At 71.8% G+C, this 19,099-nt stretch carries 13 protein-coding genes; 9 read left to right on the forward strand and 4 right to left on the reverse strand.

Features of this window, described 5'->3' with window-relative positions:
* Positions 1-14: 14 nt before the first annotated feature.
* A complete protein-coding gene (locus PZB77_RS01180; protein ID WP_343299832.1) occupies positions 15-2,717 on the forward strand; it encodes a beta-L-arabinofuranosidase domain-containing protein in 2,703 nt (900 codons plus the stop codon).
* 65 nt (positions 2,718-2,782) lie between these two features.
* On the opposite strand, the gene araD is transcribed toward PZB77_RS01180, so the two are convergent.
* Entirely contained in the window at positions 2,783-3,502 is a 720-nt protein-coding gene (gene araD, locus PZB77_RS01190; RefSeq protein WP_275490626.1) for an L-ribulose-5-phosphate 4-epimerase AraD, read from the reverse strand.
* A 373-nt stretch (positions 3,503-3,875) separates the two neighbouring features.
* Between araD and PZB77_RS01195 the strand changes: the two genes are divergently transcribed.
* The 5 genes from PZB77_RS01195 to dhaL all read left to right on the forward strand — a co-directional run bounded on the left by PZB77_RS01195 (position 3,876) and on the right by dhaL (position 12,497).
* Complete coding sequence (locus PZB77_RS01195) at positions 3,876-4,934, forward strand: LacI family DNA-binding transcriptional regulator (RefSeq protein ID WP_275490627.1); 1,059 nt, start codon at positions 3,876-3,878, stop codon at positions 4,932-4,934.
* A 1,304-nt stretch (positions 4,935-6,238) separates the two neighbouring features.
* Positions 6,239-9,643: a CARDB domain-containing protein gene (locus PZB77_RS01200; RefSeq protein WP_275490628.1), complete on the forward strand. Its 3,405-nt coding sequence runs from the start codon at positions 6,239-6,241 to the stop codon at positions 9,641-9,643.
* A gap of 303 nt (positions 9,644-9,946) precedes the next feature.
* The gene (locus tag PZB77_RS01205; RefSeq protein WP_275490629.1) at positions 9,947-10,612 is read left to right on the forward strand and encodes an endonuclease; all 666 of its coding nucleotides are present in this window, start codon (positions 9,947-9,949) and stop codon (positions 10,610-10,612) included.
* Between the two features lie 173 nt (positions 10,613-10,785).
* Positions 10,786-11,784, forward strand: a complete 999-nt coding sequence (locus PZB77_RS01210; RefSeq protein ID WP_275490630.1) for a dihydroxyacetone kinase subunit DhaK — start codon at positions 10,786-10,788, stop codon at positions 11,782-11,784.
* 38 nt (positions 11,785-11,822) lie between these two features.
* A complete protein-coding gene (gene dhaL, locus PZB77_RS01215; protein WP_275490631.1) occupies positions 11,823-12,497 on the forward strand; it encodes a dihydroxyacetone kinase subunit DhaL in 675 nt (224 codons plus the stop codon).
* Positions 12,498-12,511: 14 nt separating this feature from the next.
* On the opposite strand, the gene PZB77_RS01220 is transcribed toward dhaL, so the two are convergent.
* Together PZB77_RS01220 and PZB77_RS01225 are read right to left on the reverse strand one after the other, a co-directional pair.
* Positions 12,512-13,123 (reverse strand): restriction endonuclease, encoded by a 612-nt coding sequence (locus tag PZB77_RS01220; RefSeq protein ID WP_275490632.1) that lies wholly within the window; start codon positions 13,121-13,123, stop codon positions 12,512-12,514.
* Between the two features lie 146 nt (positions 13,124-13,269).
* Positions 13,270-13,482: a hypothetical protein gene (locus PZB77_RS01225; protein ID WP_275490633.1), complete on the reverse strand. Its 213-nt coding sequence runs from the start codon at positions 13,480-13,482 to the stop codon at positions 13,270-13,272.
* Between the two features lie 577 nt (positions 13,483-14,059).
* Here PZB77_RS01225 and PZB77_RS01230 point away from each other — a divergent pair.
* A complete protein-coding gene (locus PZB77_RS01230) occupies positions 14,060-15,610 on the forward strand; it encodes a hypothetical protein (RefSeq protein WP_275490634.1) in 1,551 nt (516 codons plus the stop codon).
* Positions 15,611-15,677: 67 nt separating this feature from the next.
* On the opposite strand, the gene PZB77_RS01235 is transcribed toward PZB77_RS01230, so the two are convergent.
* A complete protein-coding gene (locus tag PZB77_RS01235) occupies positions 15,678-16,361 on the reverse strand; it encodes an HAD family phosphatase (RefSeq protein WP_275490635.1) in 684 nt (227 codons plus the stop codon).
* Positions 16,362-16,930: 569 nt separating this feature from the next.
* Between PZB77_RS01235 and PZB77_RS01240 the strand changes: the two genes are divergently transcribed.
* Positions 16,931-17,623 (forward strand): ScbR family autoregulator-binding transcription factor, encoded by a 693-nt coding sequence (locus tag PZB77_RS01240; protein ID WP_275490636.1) that lies wholly within the window; start codon positions 16,931-16,933, stop codon positions 17,621-17,623.
* A gap of 361 nt (positions 17,624-17,984) precedes the next feature.
* Positions 17,985-18,731: an alpha/beta fold hydrolase gene (locus PZB77_RS01245; RefSeq protein ID WP_275495872.1), complete on the forward strand. Its 747-nt coding sequence runs from the start codon at positions 17,985-17,987 to the stop codon at positions 18,729-18,731.
* Positions 18,732-19,099: the final 368 nt, after the last annotated feature.

Consider the following 19,099-nt stretch of genomic DNA (forward strand, 5'->3'; position numbering starts at 1 on the left):
AGGACGACCACGCCATGACTGCCATGAACCGCCGACTCTTCTTCTCCGCCTCGGGAGGGGTGGCGCTCGCCGCTCTGGCTCCGGCGCTCGCCGCCGGCCCGGCGGCCGCGGCCACCGGCGCCTCCTCGGCGGTCCCCCCGGTGCGCGCCGAGACCGGGGCGCTCGTGCAGCCCTTCCCGCTGGGCAGCGTCCGGCTCACGGCGGGCCGCTGGCGGGAGAACATGGACCGTACGCTCGCCTATCTCCGCTTCGTCGACCCGGACCGGCTGCTGTACAACTTCCGCGCCAATCACGGGCTGTCGACCCGGGGTGCCGAGCAGTGCTACGGCTGGGAGGCACCGGACTTCGAGTTCCGCACCCACAGCCAGGGGCACTTCCTGAGCGCCTGGGCGCAGGCGTACGCGGTCACCGGGGAGAGCGTCTTCCTGGACCGCCTCGGGTACATGGTGGCGGAGCTCGCCACGTGCCAGGCCGCGCCGACCGCCTACCGTGCCGGCTACCTCTCGGGGTTCCCGGAGTCCGACTTCGACACCGTCGAGACAGGGGTGCGCAAGGGCGTGCCCTACTACTGCGTCCACAAGACGCTGGCGGGGCTGCTGGACGCCTGGCGGCTGACCGGGCTCACCCGGGCCCGCGACGTACTGCTCGCCCTCGCCGGGTGGGTGGACGTCCGGACGGCGCGTCTGACCACCGCGCAGATGCAGACCACCCTGAGGACCGAGTTCGGCGGCATGAACGCGGTCCTCACCGACCTGTACCTGCAGACCGGCGACAGCCGCTGGCTGTCCGTGGCACGGCGCTTCGACCACGCGGCGGTCCTCGACCCGCTGGCGGCGGGCCTGGACAGCCTGGACGGACTGCACGCCAACACCCAGATCCCGAAGATCGTCGGCAGCGCGCGGGAGTACAAGGCGACCGGAACGACGCGCTACCGGGACATCGCGGTCAACTTCTGGAACACCGTCACGACCAGCCACACCTATGCGATCGGCGGCAACAGCGTCGGGGAGTTCTTCAAGGCTCCGGGGGCCGTCGGCCAGTACCTCACCGACGACACCTGCGAGAGCTGCAACACGTACAACATGCTCAAGCTCACCCGCGAGCTCTTCACCCTCGATCCCACGCGCGCGGCGTACGCGGACTACTACGAGCGGGCTCTGACCAACCAACTCGTCGGGCAGCAGGACCCCGCCGATCCGCACGGTCACGTCTGCTACTTCACACCGCTCGTCCCCGGCGGCCGGCGCACCTACAGCCGGGACTACGACACCTTCACCTGCTGTCAGGGCACGGGGCTGGAGACCCACACCAAACTCATGGACTCGGTGTACTTCTCCGACTCCGCCGGACTCTGGGTGAACCTCTTCGTCCCCTCGGTCCTGACCTGGGCGGAACGCGGCGTCACGGTCACCCAGACCACCACGTTCCCGGCCTCCGACACCACCGTGCTGAAGGTGACGGGCACCGCGGGCCGATGGGCCCTGCGGGTCCGGGTCCCGGGCTGGACGACGGGTGCCTCGGTCAGCGTCAACGGCACCGCCCAGAACCTGGCCCTGACGCCGGGCAGTTACGCCACGCTCGACCGGACCTGGGCCTCGGGCGACACCGTCACCCTGCGGTTCCCCCTGCGGCTCGCACTGAGCGGCACCCCCGACCGGCCGCAGGTGCAGGCGATCACCTACGGTCCGGTGGTGCTCAGCGGCGCGTTCGGGGACACCCCGCTCGGGGGCGTGCTCCCCGTGCTCACGACCGCCTCGATCACCGCGACGGCGACGCCCCTGACCTTCACCGCCCGGGCGAACGGCGCCCCGGTCGGGCTCATCCCCTTCTACGACAACCACCACCAGAACGCCACCGTCTACTGGAACGCCGACGGCAGGGCGGGCCTCTCCGGCTTCCGGGTCGTCAACGCCCGGAGCGGTCTCGTGCTGGGTATCCAGGACATGTCCACGGCCGACGGCGGCCCGGCGCTCCAGTGGGACGACAGTGGCACCGCCGACCACGACTGGCAGCTCGTCACGGACGGCGGCGCGCTCAAGCTCCGCAACGCCCACAGCGGCAAGGTCCTCGGCGTACGCGACATGTCCACAGCCGACGACGCGGACGTCCTGCAGTGGAGCGACTCGGGCACGGCGGACCACCTCTGGACCCCGCTCGACACCGGGGACGGCTCCCACCGCCTCCGCAACACCCACAGCGGCAAGGTCCTCGGCATCAGGGCGGGCGCGACCGCCGCGGGGGCACGGGCCGTCCAGGACAGCGACAACGGCGGCCCCGACAACGCCTGGTGGTTCGTCCCCAGCGGCGCCCACCGGATCCAGAACCTGCGCAGCGGACTGCTGCTGGGCATCAGCGGCATGTCCACCGCGAACGGCGGACTCGCGGTCCAGTGGGGCGACAGCGGCACCGCCGACCACCTCTGGCTGGCCGTACGGGACACCGCCGGACGGTTCCGGCTGCGCAACCTCCACAGTGCCAAGGTCCTGGGGGTCGAGGGCTCCTCCCAGGCGTCGGGGGCCCGGGTCCTCCAGTGGGACGACAACGGCACCACCGACCACCTCTGGCAGCTGCGGTACGGCTCGGCCGGCTACTTCCGTATCCGCAATGCCAACGGTGGCCGGGTCCTGGGCGTCCTGAACGCCTCGACCGCCCAGGGAGCCCAGCTCGTGCAGGGGGACGACAACGGCGCGGACGACCACCTGTGGCGCTTCGTGTGACGGGGTCGCGCCGGTCCGGCGGTCGATGCCGCCGGACCGGTGGGGTCCTCGTCCCCCGGCGGCGGTCAGGGGTTGCCGTAGTAGGCGTCCGGCCCGTGCTTACGCGTGAAGTGACGGTCCAGCAGGTGCTGCGGCGGCGGGGTCGCCCCGGTCCCGCCCGGCCGGAGGGCGAGGGTGTGCAGCGCCATCCTGGCCACCGCCTCGCAGATGATCGCGTTCTCCAGCGACGCGGTCGCGGTGGCGCCCCAGGTGAAGGGGCCGTGCCGCGAGACGAGCGCGCCCGGCACCTCCTGGGCCCGCCGGTCGTCGCCTTCCAGCAGGGTGACGACGACCTGGCCGGTGTTGTACTCGTAGTCCTTGGCGCACTGTTCGGCGGTGAGGTCCGAGGTGACGGGCACGGGCCCGTTGAACGTGTCGGCGTGGGTCGTGCCGAGTACGGGTATGGGCACGCGGGCCTGGGCGAAGGCCACGGCGTGTTCGGAGTGCGTGTGCGTCACTCCTCCGATCGACGGGAACGCCCGGTAGAGACAGCGGTGGGTCTCGGTGTCGGTGGAGGGCCGCAGCCGCCCCTCCACCACGCCGCCGTCCTCGATCGAGACCACCACCAGGTCGTCCTCGGTGAGTTCGGCGTACGAGACACCGGAGGGCTTGATCACGAAGACCCCCGCCTCGCGGTCCACGCCGCTGACGTTCCCCCAGGTCAGGGTCGCCAGTCCGGCCTGCGGGATGCGCAGGTTGGCGGCGAGCACCTCCGCTCGCAGTGCGTGGAGCCTGGTCCCGCTCATGACGCGTTCACCGTCTTTCCCCTTCCGTCCGAATGGGCCGGTCCCCCGGCGTGGACACCGACCGCTCGACCGGGTGCCGCCCCGTGCGCGACCGGATGGTTCCGGCCCGCGTCGCACGCTCCACCGGATGTCTCGTGAGGGTGCCGCGCGTACAGACGCAGGTAGATTGTGAGCGCTAACATATGGAGAACTCAAGCCCTGCGAGGTAATTGACGGAGAACCCCGCCGAGCGCAGGGGCCTGATGTGAGCGCACACCCACCCGGTGACGGCGCTCCGCCACAGCGGCTCTCGTCCACCTGCACACGGCAGGTACCTTGGGGGCGCAGTTCCTCAGATCCTCAGACATGACGGTCTCCACAGGGAGGAAATGGATTGTCCCGGCCCGCAGACGCCGCGAGGGCACCCACGATGGCGGACGTGGCACGTGTGGCAGGCGTGTCGCACCAGACCGTGTCACGGGTCCTCAGCGAGCACCCGAACGTGAGCGTCAAGACCCGTGCCCAGGTGACCGAGGCCATCGAACGGCTGGGGTACCGCCGCAATTCGGCGGCCCGGGCCCTCGCGACCCGGCGGACCCACACGCTCGGTGTCATCGCGGTCAACACGACCCTCCACGGGCCGGCGAGCACGCTCTCCGGAGTGCAGGAGGCAGCGCGCGACCGGGGTTACCTCGTCTCCGCCGTCACTCTGCGGGTCGCCAGCCGGGCGGCCCTGACCGAGGCGATGGAGCACCTCTCCGCCTGGGGCGTGGAGGGGATCATCGCCATCACCCCGCAGCGCGAGGCGGTGCGCGCACTCACCACGCTCCAGGCCCCGTGTCCCGTGGTCACCGTGGAGGGCGGGCACGACCTCGACCTGCCGGGGGTCTCCCTCGACCAGGAACTGGGGGCCCGCATGATCACCGAGCACCTGCTCGCCTCGGGGCACTCCACCGTCTGGCACGTCGCCGGCCCACGGGACTGGCTGGAGAGCGAAGCCCGTACCGCCGGGTGGGAGGGCGCGCTCCGCGCTGCGGGGGCGCCGGTCCCGGAACCGCTGCGCGGCGACTGGGGCCCGATGTCCGGGTACCGGGCCGGACAGCAGCTCGCCGGGCGGGTCGCCTCCTCGCCCCAGGGGTCCGGGCTCACCGCGGTCTTCGTGGCCAACGACCAGATGGCGCTCGGGGTGTTGCGCGCCCTGCGCGAGGCGGGTTTCCAGACACCCCAGGACGTGGCGGTGGCGGGGTTCGACGACATCCCCGAGGCGGAGTTCTTCCCCCCGCCGCTCACCACGGTCCGCCAGGACTTCGCCGCCCTCGGCCGCAACAGCATCGCGCTGCTGCTGGAGCACATCGAGGGGACGGCCACCGGGACCGCACACCGCACCGTCGCGCCGGAACTCATCGTGCGCGCGAGTACGGCACGACGGCAGGGGGCCCGCCCGACGGGATGAACGGCCCGCTCCCGTGGCGGAGCCGACGACGAACGCGACGGGAACGGCCTACGGGCGGGCGTGGAAGGCGTCGCGATCCCGCCCGCGAGCACGGCAGCGAACGCGGCGGGCGCGACGGGCGCGACGGGCGCGACGAAACCGTCTCGGCGGAGAGGTCCCCCCGTGAAGTCACGCCGCAAGGACTGCGGCGTGCCCGAACCGCACACCCCAGGGACGAGATCGTGCCAGGACTGTGGCGGCGTCCGCAGGACTGGACCCAGGTTGGAGTGGCCCCGCCTGCATGCGGTTCTCCTGGCCGAACTGCCCGGAGAGGGCCCGTCGGAGCCCGTCGGCCATGGATGACGCTCGAGGGCTCCGGCGGCGACGTCCAGGGCGGAGGTCGGGTCGGCGACGACCGTCCCGGATCAGCCGGCTCTCGTGAGCCAGGGGCATCCGCCCGCCGAAGGGCAGGTGGTCCTCCAGGGCTGTGGCGAGGTAGGAGAGAACGTGCCGCAGTAACGGCCAAGGGGTGAACGTCGAGCCCGTCTCGTCGAAGTACCGGCCCACCCGGGCCGGGGCGAGTGACCAGGAAGAGTCCGTCGGAGGCCTGCCAGCCGCCTCCTGCGTGACCAGCAGGCGTTCGTAAGGCCCGTACGCGTACTCGTCGCGCTCCCCTTCGGCAAGTTCGTCCTCCTTGCCGGCGACGTCCTCCCGCCCCCGCGCGGGAAATCGGCACTCCGGACGATCTCCCCGACTCGGGACAGCGGTCCGTAGATCCCGTGATCACCCCCATGCGTCAACCCCTGTACCTCAAGGTCCCGAGGTCGCGGACCGCTACGCCGGGCATCACCGGTCCGGTCCGGCCGCCCCTCGCGTCGGCGATCACCGCCCGGACAAGGCGCCGTCGTGCGCGGTCCCCCGCCCTTGACGGACCGTCCCCGGCCTCCGTGCCCCGCACCCCACCCTTCCGGCCGCCCTCACGCAACTTCCGCACCGAGCCCTCCCCCCTCCGAGCTGCGCGGAGTCGCCGGCGACAGGTGCGACGGTGTGAGAACCGTTGACAAAGGCGGAACCTACGAGAAACCTGTCACCTCAACACCGCAAAAAAACGACTGGTTTTCTCAAATAGACAAGCATTGAGCGCGAGTTCACGGCAGGGGTCCCGTTCTCCTCCCGCTCCTGCCGATCGACCGACCACCCCCCACCGGCGTACCGGCAGCCCGCACGCGGCCGACGCCGGCCGTCCGGCGCCTCCGCGTCGACCGGTCGGCGGACGCGCTCCCCGGGCCCGTCCGGCGCCGCGGGCCCACGGAACCGAGGACAGCATGAGAGAGAGACAACGCGGATGGCGACGGTTGCTCATCGGCGCGGTGACAGCGGCGCTGATGACCGTCGGCGTGATACCGGCCGCCGCGACGGCGTCCGCCCGGAGCGGTGACCTGGCGCTCGGCAGACCGGTGGCGGCGAGCGGATCACTCGGCGCCTACCCCGCGTCGAACGTCACCGACGGCAATCAGCAGACCTACTGGGAGAGCCCCGGCACGTTCCCGCAGTGGGTACAGGTCGACCTGGGCGCGTCGACCGGCGTCGACCAGGTGGTGTTGAAGCTGCCGAACACCTGGGAGGCGCGGACGCAGACGCTCGCCGTTCAGGGCAGCACGGACGGTTCGGGCTTCAGCACGCTCTCCGCCTCGGCCGCCCGGCTGTTCGCCCCGTCCGCGGGCAACGTGGTCACCCTGGGCTTCACCGCCACCCAGGTGCGGTACGTACGGGTGCTGGTGACCGCCAACACCGGCTGGAACGCCGCGCAGCTCTCCCAGGTGGAGGTCTACGGCGAGACCGGCGGCACGGACCCGGGTACGCCCCCTCCCACCGGTACCAACCTCGCGCTGAACAAGCCGATCGAGGCGTCCTCGTACGCGCAGACCTACGTCGGCACGCACGCCAACGACGACCGGCGTGACACCTACTGGGAGTCGAACGGCTACCCCGCCACGCTGACGGTGAAGCTCGGCTCCGCCGCCGACCTCTCCGCCGTCGTCGTCAAGCTGTCCCCCGACGCGGCGTGGGGACCCCGGACGCAGAGCATCCAGGTGCTCGGCCGGGCCCAGTCCGCCACCGGGTTCACCTCCCTGAAGGACCGGGCGGACTACACCTTCTCGCCGACGGCCAACGGAAACACGGTGACGGTACCGGTGTCCGGCCGCTACGCCGACGTGCAGCTGAAGTTCTCGTCCAACTCCGGCGCCCCCGGCGCCCAAGTCGCCGAGTTCCAGGTCGTCGGTGCAGCCGCACCCAACCCGGACCTGACCGTCTCCGACCTCACCTGGTCGCCCGCCTCGCCCTCGGAGAGCGACTCCGTCACCGTCAACGCGACGGTACGCAACGCCGGTTCGGCAAGCTCCCCCGCGACGACGGTCGACGTCAGCCTGGAGGGCCAGGTCGTCGGCAGCGCCTCGGTGAACGCACTCGCCCCGGGCGCCTCGGCAACCGTCGCGGTGAGCGCCGGCAAGCGGCCGACGGGCTCGTACTCCGTCTCGGCGGTGGTCGACCCGACCGACACGGTCGTCGAACTGGACAACAGCAACAACAGCCGGACCGCCCCCTCCAAACTCGTGGTCACCCAGAGCCCTGGGCCGGACCTCCAGGTCACGGCCATCTCCTCCACTCCGACCAGTCCGGCGGTGGGCGCGGCCGTCTCCTTCACCGTCTCCGTCCACAACCGGGGCACCACCGCGGCGAACTCCTCGACGGTGACCCGCCTCCAGGTGGAGAGCACGACACTGAACGGGACCACCGGAGCCGTTCCCGCCGGCGGGACGGTCATCGTACCGATCAGCGGCACCTGGACCGCGAAGAGCGGAGGCGCCAACCTGACCGCCACCGCGGACGCGACCGGCGTGCTCGCCGAGACCAACGAGAACAACAACGTCTTCTCACGGGCCATCGTGGTCGGACGCGGCGCCGCCGTCCCCTACACCGAGTACGAGGCCGAGCACGGCAGCTACCAGGGCACCTTGCTCACCTCGGACCAGCAACGGACCTTCGGTCACACCAACTTCGCCACCGAGTCCTCGGGCCGGCAGTCCGTCCGGCTGAACTCCACGGGCCAGTACGTCGAGATCACTTCGACCGTACCCACCAACTCCCTCGTGGTCCGCAACTCCGTCCCCGACGCGCCCGCCGGCGGTGGCGCGGAGGCCACGATCAGCCTCTACGTCAACAACACCTTCGCCCGGAAGCTGACGCTCTCCTCCAAGCACAGCTGGCTGTACGGCGACACCGACAGCCCGGAGGGTCTGACCAACACGCCGCAGGCGGACGCCCGCAGGCTCTTCGACGAGTCGAACGCACTGCTCGGGCAGACCTACCCGGTCGGTACGAAGTTCCGCCTCCAGCGTGACGCCGGTGACACCGCCTCCTTCTACGTCATCGACCTCGTCGACCTGGAGCAGGTGGCGGCGCCCGCCGCGCAGCCGGCCGGCTGTGTCTCGATCACCACCTACGGAGCCGTGCCGAACGACGGCATCGACGACACCGGCGCGATTCAGCGTGCGGTGACGGCGGACCAGAACGGTGACATCGGCTGCGTGTGGATCCCCGCCGGGCAGTGGCGGCAGGAGCAGAAGATCCTGACCGACGACCCGCTCAACCGCGGACAGTACAACCAGGTGGGCATCAGGAACGTCACGATCCGCGGCGCCGGCATGTGGCACTCCCAGCTGTACACCCTCACCCAGCCGCAGAACGCGGGCGGCATCAACCATCCGCACGAGGGGAACTTCGGCTTCGACATCGACGACAGCACCACCATCTCCGACCTCGCGATCTTCGGCTCCGGCACCATCAGGGGCGGCGACGGCAACGCCGAGGGCGGAGTGGGCCTCAACGGGCGCTTCGGCAAGAACACCAAGATCACCAACGTCTGGCTGGAGCACTCCAACGTCGGGGTGTGGGTGGGCCGCGACTACGACAACATTCCGGATCTCTGGGGACCCGGGGACGGTGTCGAGTTCACCGGCATGCGCATCCGCAACACGTACGCGGACGGAATCAACCTCTCGAACGGGACGCGCAACTCGACGGTATTCAACTCGTCCTTCCGGAACACCGGTGACGACTCCCTCGCCGTCTGGTCGAACAAGTACGTGAAGAACCAGTCGGTGGACATCGGCCACGACAACCACTTCCGCAACAACACGATCGCCCTGCCCTGGCGGGCCAACGGCATCGCAATCTACGGCGGTTACGGCAACACCATCGAGAACAACATCGTCTCGGACACGATGAACTACCCCGGCATCATGCTGGCGACCGACCACGACCCCCTGCCCTTCTCCGGTCAGACGCTGATCGCCAACAACGCCCTGTACCGCACGGGTGGCGCCTTCTGGGGCGAGGCACAGGAGTTCGGCGCCATCACGCTGTTCGCGGCCGGTCCCGACATACCCGGCGTCACGATCAGGGACACCGACATCACGGGCTCGACCTACGACGGAATCCAGTTCAAGACGGGCGGGGGGTCCGTCCCCGGCGCGCAGATCTCGAACGTCCGCATCACCGATTCGCTCAACGGCTCCGGCATTCTGGCGCACGGAGGTGCCCGGGGCAGCGCCACCCTGACGAACGTGACGATCAGTGGTTCGGCCCAGGGTGACGTGGTGATCGAACCGGGATCGCAGTTCGTCGTCAACGGAGCGGCCAACAGCGCCTCGGCCTCCGCCCGGTAGCGGCACGGAGCAGAGCCGCCCCGGGCCGTCCGGTCTCCGGCCCGGCCGCTCACAACCGCCGGGTGGCGCGCCTCACGGTGCGCCGCCCGGCGGCCCCGTCCCCTCCCGCCCCGCCGGCACGGCGAGGACCGGCGTCCGCACCGCCGAGCCCCGTCCGAAACCGTGTGCGCTCGTCGGTCGGGCCCGACAGCTCCTGGATCCGCACCGGACGGGAAGGATCATGAAGCTCCCCCCGGCTCGTTCGCCCTGTCCGCCCCCTCCGCGGGCGTGCGTGCCGGGGCGAGGTGCAGGACGGTGGTACTCATGAACGACCGGGACACCCTCGACGCGCTCCTCGACACGTACGGCCGCACGTACGCGGACGAGGCCGGCATCCGCTTGCGGGACACCCCTCAGCCGTTGTACCAGCTGCTGGTCCTCTCGCTGCTGCTGAGCGCGCGCATCCGGGCCTCCGTCGCGGTCGCGGCGGCGAAGGAGCTGTTCGCGGCCGGCCTGCGCGGCCCCCGGCAGATGGCGGACGCCGACTGGCAGCAGCGTGTCGACGCGCTGGGCCGGGGCGGCTACCGGCGGTACGACGAGCGGACCGCGACCCAGCTGGGCGACGGCGCGCTCCTGCTCCTCGACACGTACGCCGGTGACCTGCGGCGCCTGCGCCGGGAGGCCGACGGCGACGCCGACGTGGTGCGCGCGGGAGTGCGGCGCCTGCCCGGTCTGGGCCCGGCCGGCGCGGACATCTTCGTACGCGAGGTACAGGCCGTCTGGCCGGAGACCGGTCCGTTCGTCGACGCCAAGGCGTTGCGGGGCGCGGAACGCCTGGGTCTGCCCACCTCCGCCGAGGCGCTGCTGCGCCTCGCCCGCGGCTCCCGAGGTTCCGGCGGGCCGGAGCCGGCGGTGCTCGCCGCCGCGCTGGTGCGCGCGGCGCTCGACCGGCGTGCCGCCGAGTCGATCGGCCTCTCCGACGGCGCGTAGCTGGCGCGCGGCGCTATCACGCCGGTGCGAATGCTGCGATGCGCCGTCACTTAATGGGCTGAAACTCGACCCGCGAGTTGCCACATGCGGAACCGCCCCTCAGCATGAAGTGACCTGTCTGAAGGGTCGTCTCACCCGGCCGCGTACGGCCCCGGGACGAAAGGGCGCCGCGCATGGCCGCGTACTTCGAGAACAGCACGGACGACTTGGTGCCGAACGCGCTGGCCGGCTTCGCCCGCGCCCATGCGGAACTCGTCGTCCACGACGTGGAGAACGGCTTCCTCGCCGCTCGCCACACCGATCCGACCCGCCGTGTGGGGCTGCTCTCCGGCGGCGGTTCGGGGCACGAGCCGCTGCACGCCGGATTCGTGGGCGCGGGCATGCTGGACGCCGCGTGCCCCGGGCGGGTGTTCGCCTCCCCGCACAACCGCCAGGTGTACCAGGCGTCGCTGGCGGTGGCCCGCACGGAGGGCGTCCTGCACATCGTGAAGAACTACACCGGCGACCGGATCAACTTCGGTATCGCCGCGGAGCGCCTCGCCCACCAGAACATCCCCTGTGCACGGGTCCTGGTCGACGACGACCTGGCGTCCGACTCCGAGGACATCGCCGCCGGCCGCCGGGGAACGGGCGGCACCGTGCTGCTGGAGAAGATCCTCGGCGGCGCCGCCGACACGGGCCTCGGTCTGCGGGAACTGGCAACCCTCGGGGCGGCGCTGGCCGGCCGCTGCCGGACGCTCGCCGTCGCGTCCACGGCGCACACCGCGCCCACCACGGGCCGCCCGGCGTTCGAACTGGCAGCCGGGGAACTGGAGTACGGCGTCGGCATCCACGGCGAGCGCGCCGACCGCACCCGCCCCGAAGGCCCTGTCTCCGCCCTGGTGGCGGAGATGACGGACTCCCTGCTGGCCGCGGTCCGGCCGGGCCCGGAGGAGCCGGTTCTGGCACTGGTCAACGGTCTGGGCGCGGTCACCCCTCTGGAGCTGTACGGCATCTTCGGCGAACTGGGCCGGGTCCTGGACGCCCGCGGTGTCCGCCTCGCCCGCCATCTCGTCGGCGACTACGTCACCGCTCTGGACATGCGGGGGTTCTCCCTCACCCTGCTGGTGGCCGACGCCCGGTCCCTGGCCTACTACGACGCACCGGTACGGACCGCGGCACTGCGCTGGTGACCGGCGGGGCGGCACGCGTGGAACCGAAGGAGAACACCATGACGACACCTTTCGACATCACGTTCACGAGCGGCTGGATGGACCGGTTCGCGGATTCGGCCCATGCCACCGAGACCGAGCTGACCGCGCTCGACCAGCAGGTGGGCGACGGTGACTTCGGGGTGAACCTCAGCGCAGGGGTGCGGGCGACGCAACGCCTGCGCGGCGAGGAGGGTGACGCGGGCGGGGACGGCCCCTCGGTCCCGCTGGGCCGCGCGGCCTCCGCCTTCCTGGACGAGATAGGCGGCACCAGCGGGCCGCTGTTCGGCCTGCTGTTCCAGGCGCTCAGCGCCGCCGTCGCGGCCCAGGGACCGCTCCTGACCACGGCCGCTCTCGCCGCGGGTACGGAGGACGGCCTCGCCGCCATACGCCGGGTGGGTGACGCGAAGCCCGGGGACAAGACGCTGGTGGACGCCCTGACCCCGGCCGCCGAAGCGCTGCGGGCGGCGCCGGAGGGAACTCCGCCGGATCAAGCGCTCGCCCTCGCCGCCGATGCCGCGTGGCAGGGCGTGCGGAACACGGCCGCCCTGCGGGCGCGCATGGGGCGCGCCAGTTACGTCGGCGAGCGGGCGTCGGGCATACCCGATCCGGGAGCCGTGGGTGTCGCGCTGCTCTTCGCCTCGGCGGCCGGGACCGTACGCTCTCTCGGCCCCCATGTGCGCACCACCGGGTGAGATACGGACAACCTTCAGGAGAGCGCGGTCGGCTTGCGCGGGGGCGGCACGGCCCGCAGCAGTTCCCAGAGCGGGCGGGATCCGGACGCCCATGCGGCGAGGGTGTGGCGGTCGACCACGTGCAGCCGCTGCTGTGCGGCGAAGGCCACCGCCGGTGCGGTCACCCGGCCGTTGGTCACGATCACGGCGACATCGGCGCCGTGCACCTGACGGGCGGTGCCGTTGAGCACCTGGAAGTCCGGTGTGCCGACCGCGGAGCCGGCGAGACCGTGCCGGCGGTGCTTGCACTGGATCACCCAGCGCCGCCCGTAGGGATCGGTGGCCTTGACGTCGGCGCCGAGGTCCCCGCCGCCTCCCACCCGGACCGCACCGCGACAGCCGTCCCGGTGCATGAGGTCCCGCACCGCGGCCTCGAACTGGGAGTGGTGCAGACCGTCCAACTGGGAGAGCTCGTACCGCAGTTCCCGGGCGCGGACCGCCTCCCACCGTGACCGCCGCCGGCCGCGGTGGATCCGTACGCCGCAGGCCGAGAGCACCAGTACGCCGAGGACGACCAGCGCCCAGCCGTGTGCGAGCAGCCAGTTCACGACGGCCACCGCCGCCGTGACCGAGAGGGCCGCGAGCACGAGCGGACGGACGGACCGGTCGTCCGCGCGCCGGCCTCGCGTGCCCGGTCGCCGCTTCCGCGGCCGCGTCGCGCCCGGCCCCCGGGAACGCCGTCGCGTCGGCGGGCGGTGGGACGACACCGACCGCTTCTTCGGTGCGCGAGCGCTCATCGGCCGGCCGCCTCTCCGATGCCGCCGGCGAGCCGGCCCAGGAAGGCGAGGATGCCCCTGCCGACCGGGGTCGGGGCGATCAGTACGCCGAGGGCCAGGACGATGACCACGGTGAACCTCTCGTCCAGCCGGCTCCGGGCCTCCGTACGCCGACGCAACCGGAACAGGACGATGACCGCGAGCAGCACAGCCACATTGATCGTCAGCAACCGCTGAACCTCCCCCGCACACGACCGCCACTCCGAGGGCGACATCCGCCCACGTGTCCGTTCTGTGTAACCGAAGCGGCGGGGCGCCGAGGCCGAATGGGCGAGGAATGGCAGTAAAACGATCTTCCTGGCCGGAATGTACCGATCACTCCCTCGCCCCGTTCCGCCGATCGGCGTGGCCGGCCGGCCGCTTCGCTCCGTCCGTCACTACGTCCCGTCGGGCACACCGTCCGGACGGTCGCTCCGTCCCGACGACCCGTACACGCGAGGGACGGACCGCAGGAGGGCTCCGAAACCCGATGCGGCAGGCGCGCGTCAATGGGAGCAGAGCACGGCACTCCATCGAAAGAATGAGCGAACTTCGCGCGTGCGCCGCCCCGGAGCCCGCGCGTGCGCCGCCCCGGAGCCGTGTCCACGACGGAGGGAGCCGCCGCACCCGACGGGGGCGACCGGCGCCCTGCGAAGTTCGCCGGTCCCCCACCCGTCCGCCGCGTACGGTGGAATCCGCCGCCGTGCCCGGCTCCTTCGCGACGGGGCCGGCCGCGGGCAGTCGGAACGGTGGGGAAGGAAGAGCGGGATGACGAAGGCGCCGGCCGGACCGGACGAGCGGGTGCTGGGACGCGGGTGGACGGTACGCCTGGACGCGGCCGGCTGCAGCGGCACGGCGGTACGCGTCTCCTGCAGCCGGCCCTCCTGCGGTGAGCAGCGCATGCCGACGGCCGCCGACGGCCGCGCGGCCGCGGTCGCGCATCTCAGGGCCCACCTCAAGGCGGCGGCGGGACCCCGGCCGGAGGCGTACTGCGCGTGCAAGGCCGAGGAGTGCCACGCCCACGTCCGCCCTCCCGAACGGCACGAACGCGCGGAGCCGCCCTGGCGCTGTGGCGGCCCGATCGTCCTGGCGGTGGTCGTGGACCGGGAGGGCAGGTGGTGGCGGGCCGTCGAGTGCTGTTCCCGCTGCGCCGCCGCCACACCGGGTGCGAAGATCGTCGCCGCTCCGGCCGCGGCCGTTCCGGCGGCCGCCGCGCGGGCCGCGGGCAACCGCCCACCGGTCACCGCGCTCTTCTCCGACAGCCCCGGCTCGGCGCCGGAGCCCCGCGCGATTCCGACCCCCCGCCCCACACCGGTACGCCGTCCCACCCCGGTCCGCCGCCGCTACGGGTACGAGAAGGTCGCCCAACGCGTCATCCCCCACGACCTGCGCCCGGTCGAACTGCGCGACGAGCTCGTCGAGATCGGCAATCTGTTCCGCGCCTACCAGCAGCGCGACGAACCCGATCTCGCCCTGCTGGCCGAACTCCACGAGCGCAAGGCACGCGCGTTCCTCACCTGGTCCGAGGCGAGTGGTGACATCCGCCTGCGGTGGGACGCCCGGCGTGCCCAGGAGGCCGCCACCGCCGCCCGTTTCCAGAACCAGCAGCGCACCGGGGCCGACGCGAACGGTGAGGGGCCGACCGTCGACCGGCTGCTGATCGGGCCGACGCAGTGGGAGAACGCGCGCCTCGTCCTCGCGCACGTGGCGCAGCACGCACCCCTGCCCGGCACGGAGGCGCGTCTCCTGGCCGTGATGCTGACCCTGCGCACCGCGCACACCGGTTCCGGCAACCTCGTCGGACAGGACCTGGGGACGCTGGGTCTGACCGATCCGGCGGGGTTGCTCGACGAGTTGGCGGGCTGCGGCTGGCTCTCCTTCCCCGGTACCGGGGAGGACGTCCTGGTGGCCCGTCCGGAGAACCCGGTGCCCATCACCGTCCCGTCCCTGGTGCCCGGGGACGACGGTTCGGGTCCGCTCACCTTCGGCAGGAAGATGAGGCCCAAACTCAGCGGGTGGGCGCAGCGGGTCGTGTCGGACAAGAAGCTCCGCAAGTCGAAGGCGCCGGCGGCCCCGCGGTTGCTCGCCCTGACGCTGGCCGCGCGGACCAGTTTCGACGGACGTCTCGGACGTGACGGTGAGGGCATCGCACGGGAGGCCCTCACCGCGTGGTGCCCGGTGGAACCCGGTGAACTGGAGCCGTGGATCGAGCGGTTGTCGGGGGTGAACTGGCTCGCCGAGGCGGAACTCACCGACGACCGCCTCACCGGCCGGCTGTCGGAGCGCGTCCTGCCGCTCAGCTGCCCGTATCCGTCCTGAGAGCGGTCGCGGGCGCCGCCTCGCAAGGGAGGGGGCGGCACCCGCGGGACGGACGGTCGGGGGCGCTTCAGTCCCCGGCAATGTACGTCTGCGCCCACGCCACCAGATCCGGATCGGCGAGGCTCACGACCCAGGAGTCGGCTTCCTCCGCGCCCGGCCCGTCGGGGTACGGGCCCGTGCCGAGGACGCGGAGTCCGGCCTTCCGCGCGGAGACGATGCCGGTGACGGAGTCCTCCACTGCGAGCGCCTCCTGCGGGGGGACCCCGCAGAGGCCGGCGGCCAGCGCGTAGACGTCGGGGTGGGGTTTGGGCCGTACGCCGTCGCCCGCGACGACCACATGGCCGAAGTAGCTGAGCAGGCCGGCCCGTTCGAGACTCGACTCCACCATGTCCTGGGGGCAGTTGCTCGCCACCGCGAGGGGGATGTGCCGGGCTGCGAGCCGTACGAGCGCCGCCGCGCCCGGCATGGTGACCGGGTCGTCGGCGACCAGCGCGGTGAAGTGGGTGAGCAGGGCGTCCGTCATGTCGTCGGCGAAGTCGGGTTTGCCGCACTCCTCGGCCATGAGGGCGCCGCACTCGGTGTAGTGGACTCCCTTGGCCCGCTCGGCGAAGCCGGCCGGCGGCTGGAGGCCGAACTCGGCGAAGACCCGCTGACGGGCGTCCTGCCAATGGCTTTCGGTGTCCATCAGGGTTCCGTCGCAATCGAAGACGATCGCCGACGGGGACCAGGAGAAAATGCGATGAGGTGTCATTTCTCTGCCGTTCTCGGAGAGTGTGCCGCCCCCACGCGCTCGACGGATGCAGTGACGCAGGACTGCGGGAGAGGCGCACTCGACTGCTGAGATAGCGATGGCGAACGGTCTCGGCGACCGTGCGCGGAGACACGGAATGTCGTCTCCCGGGCACGCCACGACGGACGAATTGCGTCCGGAGGGGAGCGAGCCGAAAACATCGTAGTGGCTACGTTAATTTCGGGATCGCGCGTCACGCAATCACTACTTCGAGTGTTTGAAGTCCGATCCACCACGGGTCGACCACGGGAAAGCAGCCCTGAAAAGGCACCGGCGGGAGCGGTCGGCGCGTCCTTGACCACGCCTCCCACCAGGAAGTTCCAGAAAATCCGTCGCAGGTGGCGGGGGCGTCCCACCGAGGCGTGCGGACCCTACCGTCTGCGAACCGGTTTACGAATTCCTCAATGCCTCCCACCCGCGGGCACAGTCGAAGAATAATAAAATCTCCGCGCGCCGCATCCTCCGACGGCGGAATGCCGGCGCAACCCTGCGCCGCATCGATCAAACATGTGACCTAAGGTGAGACGCCTGTGCAAGACCGAGCGCAAGCAACCCGAAAAGTGCTCCTGGAGTCCGCAGCACATCTTTTTGTCGAACAGGGATACGCGGGCACCAGCATCAACGAGGTCGGCGACCACTCGGGGCGGACCAGCGGAGCCATCTACTTCCATTACTCCAGCAAGGAGAAGCTGGCACTCGCGGTCGTCCGCGCGCAGTTCGCCAGTTGGCCGCAGCTGAACGCCCGGTACACCGCTCCGGGCATCCCTCCGCTGGAGAAGCTGGTCGCCCTCAGCTTCGACGTCGCCCACACCCTGAGGGAGGACGTCATAGCCCGCGCCGGCGCCCGCCTGTGGATCGAGCGCCGCAGCATCGACGCGGCCGTCCCGGCGCCGTTCGCCGGCTGGACCGCGGCCGTGACACGCCTGCTCGCCGAGGCCCGGGCGAGGGGCGAACTCGCCCGAGGAATCGATCCCTCAGGTACGGCGACCACGCTCGTGTGCTCCTTCTTCGGGCTCTACACCCTGACCGACGAGGTGGCGGGCGAGCGGGAACTCGGTGCCCGGCTGCATCAGTGGTGGCTCCTGGTCCTCGGCGCCCTGCAGGCCCGGCCCGATCCGGCCGGACTCCTCGCCCGGGTACGGTCGCGCCTCGCCGCGAACGGCGGCCGGATGCCCCCGCGGGCACGCCGGTCGACCACGGCGGCGGAGGAACCGGGGACCTGATCGCCCGTGCGGCCTCGGGCTGCGCACGCGGACGACCGGGGCTCCGGAGACCGGCGTTTCCGGAACCCGTCGGCCAGAAGGCCGGTGGCGCCGGAGGCAGGTGGCCCTGGAGGGCGTGGCCGTGCGCCCAGTGCCGCGGGCCCGACGCCGGGTCCGGCCGGCCCGGGGCCGTACGCATGACCGGACGCCCTGGTCCGGCTCCCGCGGCGCCGGGCGGACGGCGTGTGCGGGAGCCGCCTCCTCCCCCGCCTCCTGGGCCCGGCACCGCCGACCACTGGCGATTTCACCGATGGCCGCCGCGCTCGGCTCCGGGAGTCTGAGCGAGCTGGACCCACCCCACCCGCGCCCTTGTCAGGAGCACATCATGCTTCGTTCCCCACGCCGTCTCCTCGGCGTCCTCGCGGCCGCCGCTGCCGCTGTCACTCTCTTCTCCTCGGCGACGACGGCCGGGGCGGTCGGCAGTGCGTCCGCGCCGACGGTCTCCGTCGCGCGGTCGGTCTCCGCCGCCCGGACGCTGGCGACCAGCACGCCGGTCGTCTTCGTCCACGGCTACACCGGCAGCGCCTCGAACTGGACGACCGCGAAGAGCGTCTTCCAGCTCAACGGCTGGTCGAACTCCAGCCTGTTCGCCTACGAGTACAACTCGTACGGCAACAACATCACCAACGCGCAGGGCCTCGCCACCTACGTCGACAACGTGAAGGCCCGGACCGGCGCGAGCAAGGTCGCCATCGTCAACCACTCGATGGGCGGCCTCGTCAGCCAGTACTACCTGAAGGTGCTGGGCGGCAACACCAGCGTCAGCCACCTCGCCTCGATCGCCGGCGCCAACCACGGGACGACGGCCGCGGGCGCTTGCCTCGTGTACGCGACGTGCCAGCAGATGTACCCCGGCTCCTCGTTCATCTCGGCGATCACCTCGGGCGACGAAACGCCGGGCACCACCAGGTACGCCTCCTGGTACTCGGCGTGCGACGGCGTGATCCTCCCGTACACGAGCACCAAGCTGGACGGCGCGACCAACAACAACGTGGCCTGCCAGACGCACATCGGGTACCTGACGGACACGGTCGTCCTCGGGCAGATCGCCCGATTCGTCGCCTCCTGAGGCACCGCTCGTCCGACACGGCCCGTCCGGTGCCGCCACCCGCACTCCCAGGACCGGGAGCGGTCCATCGATCGGCGTGCACTCCGCCCCCGGCCTCACAACGCCGGGGGCGGAGCACGCGGCCAGGGACTTCCTGCCCGTCCCGGGGAGTTCGCGAACGGCTGCGAACCGACCGGGGCGGGCGAGAAGTTGGCCGGGTACGGACCAGGCGCCCCCTCCGGCCGGGAGACGTTCCCGGACAGGGGCGGGTCGGCGGGCGGGGAGCGCTCCGGCACGCCGGTGGCACGCGTCCTTCGCCGGGGAGCGCCCCGGTGGTCCCTATGCTTCTCGGGGATCAACGGCCCGGGGCCCGAGGCCTGCCGGCCGTG

The sequence above is a fragment of the Streptomyces sp. AM 2-1-1 genome (assembly GCF_029167645.1).
In the GTDB taxonomy this organism is placed as follows: domain Bacteria; phylum Actinomycetota; class Actinomycetes; order Streptomycetales; family Streptomycetaceae; genus Streptomyces.

Coding starts and splice junctions, on each gene's coding strand:
- PZB77_RS01180 (WP_343299832.1), top strand. CDS start 15: ATGACTGCCATGAACCGCCGACTCTTCTTCTCCGCCTCGGGAGGGGTG.
- araD (WP_275490626.1), bottom strand. CDS start 3,502: ATGAGCGGGACCAGGCTCCACGCACTGCGAGCGGAGGTGCTCGCCGCC.
- PZB77_RS01200 (WP_275490628.1), top strand. CDS start 6,239: ATGAGAGAGAGACAACGCGGATGGCGACGGTTGCTCATCGGCGCGGTG.
- PZB77_RS01205 (WP_275490629.1), top strand. CDS start 9,947: ATGAACGACCGGGACACCCTCGACGCGCTCCTCGACACGTACGGCCGC.
- PZB77_RS01210 (WP_275490630.1), top strand. CDS start 10,786: ATGGCCGCGTACTTCGAGAACAGCACGGACGACTTGGTGCCGAACGCG.
- dhaL (WP_275490631.1), top strand. CDS start 11,823: ATGACGACACCTTTCGACATCACGTTCACGAGCGGCTGGATGGACCGG.
- PZB77_RS01230 (WP_275490634.1), top strand. CDS start 14,060: ATGACGAAGGCGCCGGCCGGACCGGACGAGCGGGTGCTGGGACGCGGG.
- PZB77_RS01235 (WP_275490635.1), bottom strand. CDS start 16,361: ATGACACCTCATCGCATTTTCTCCTGGTCCCCGTCGGCGATCGTCTTC.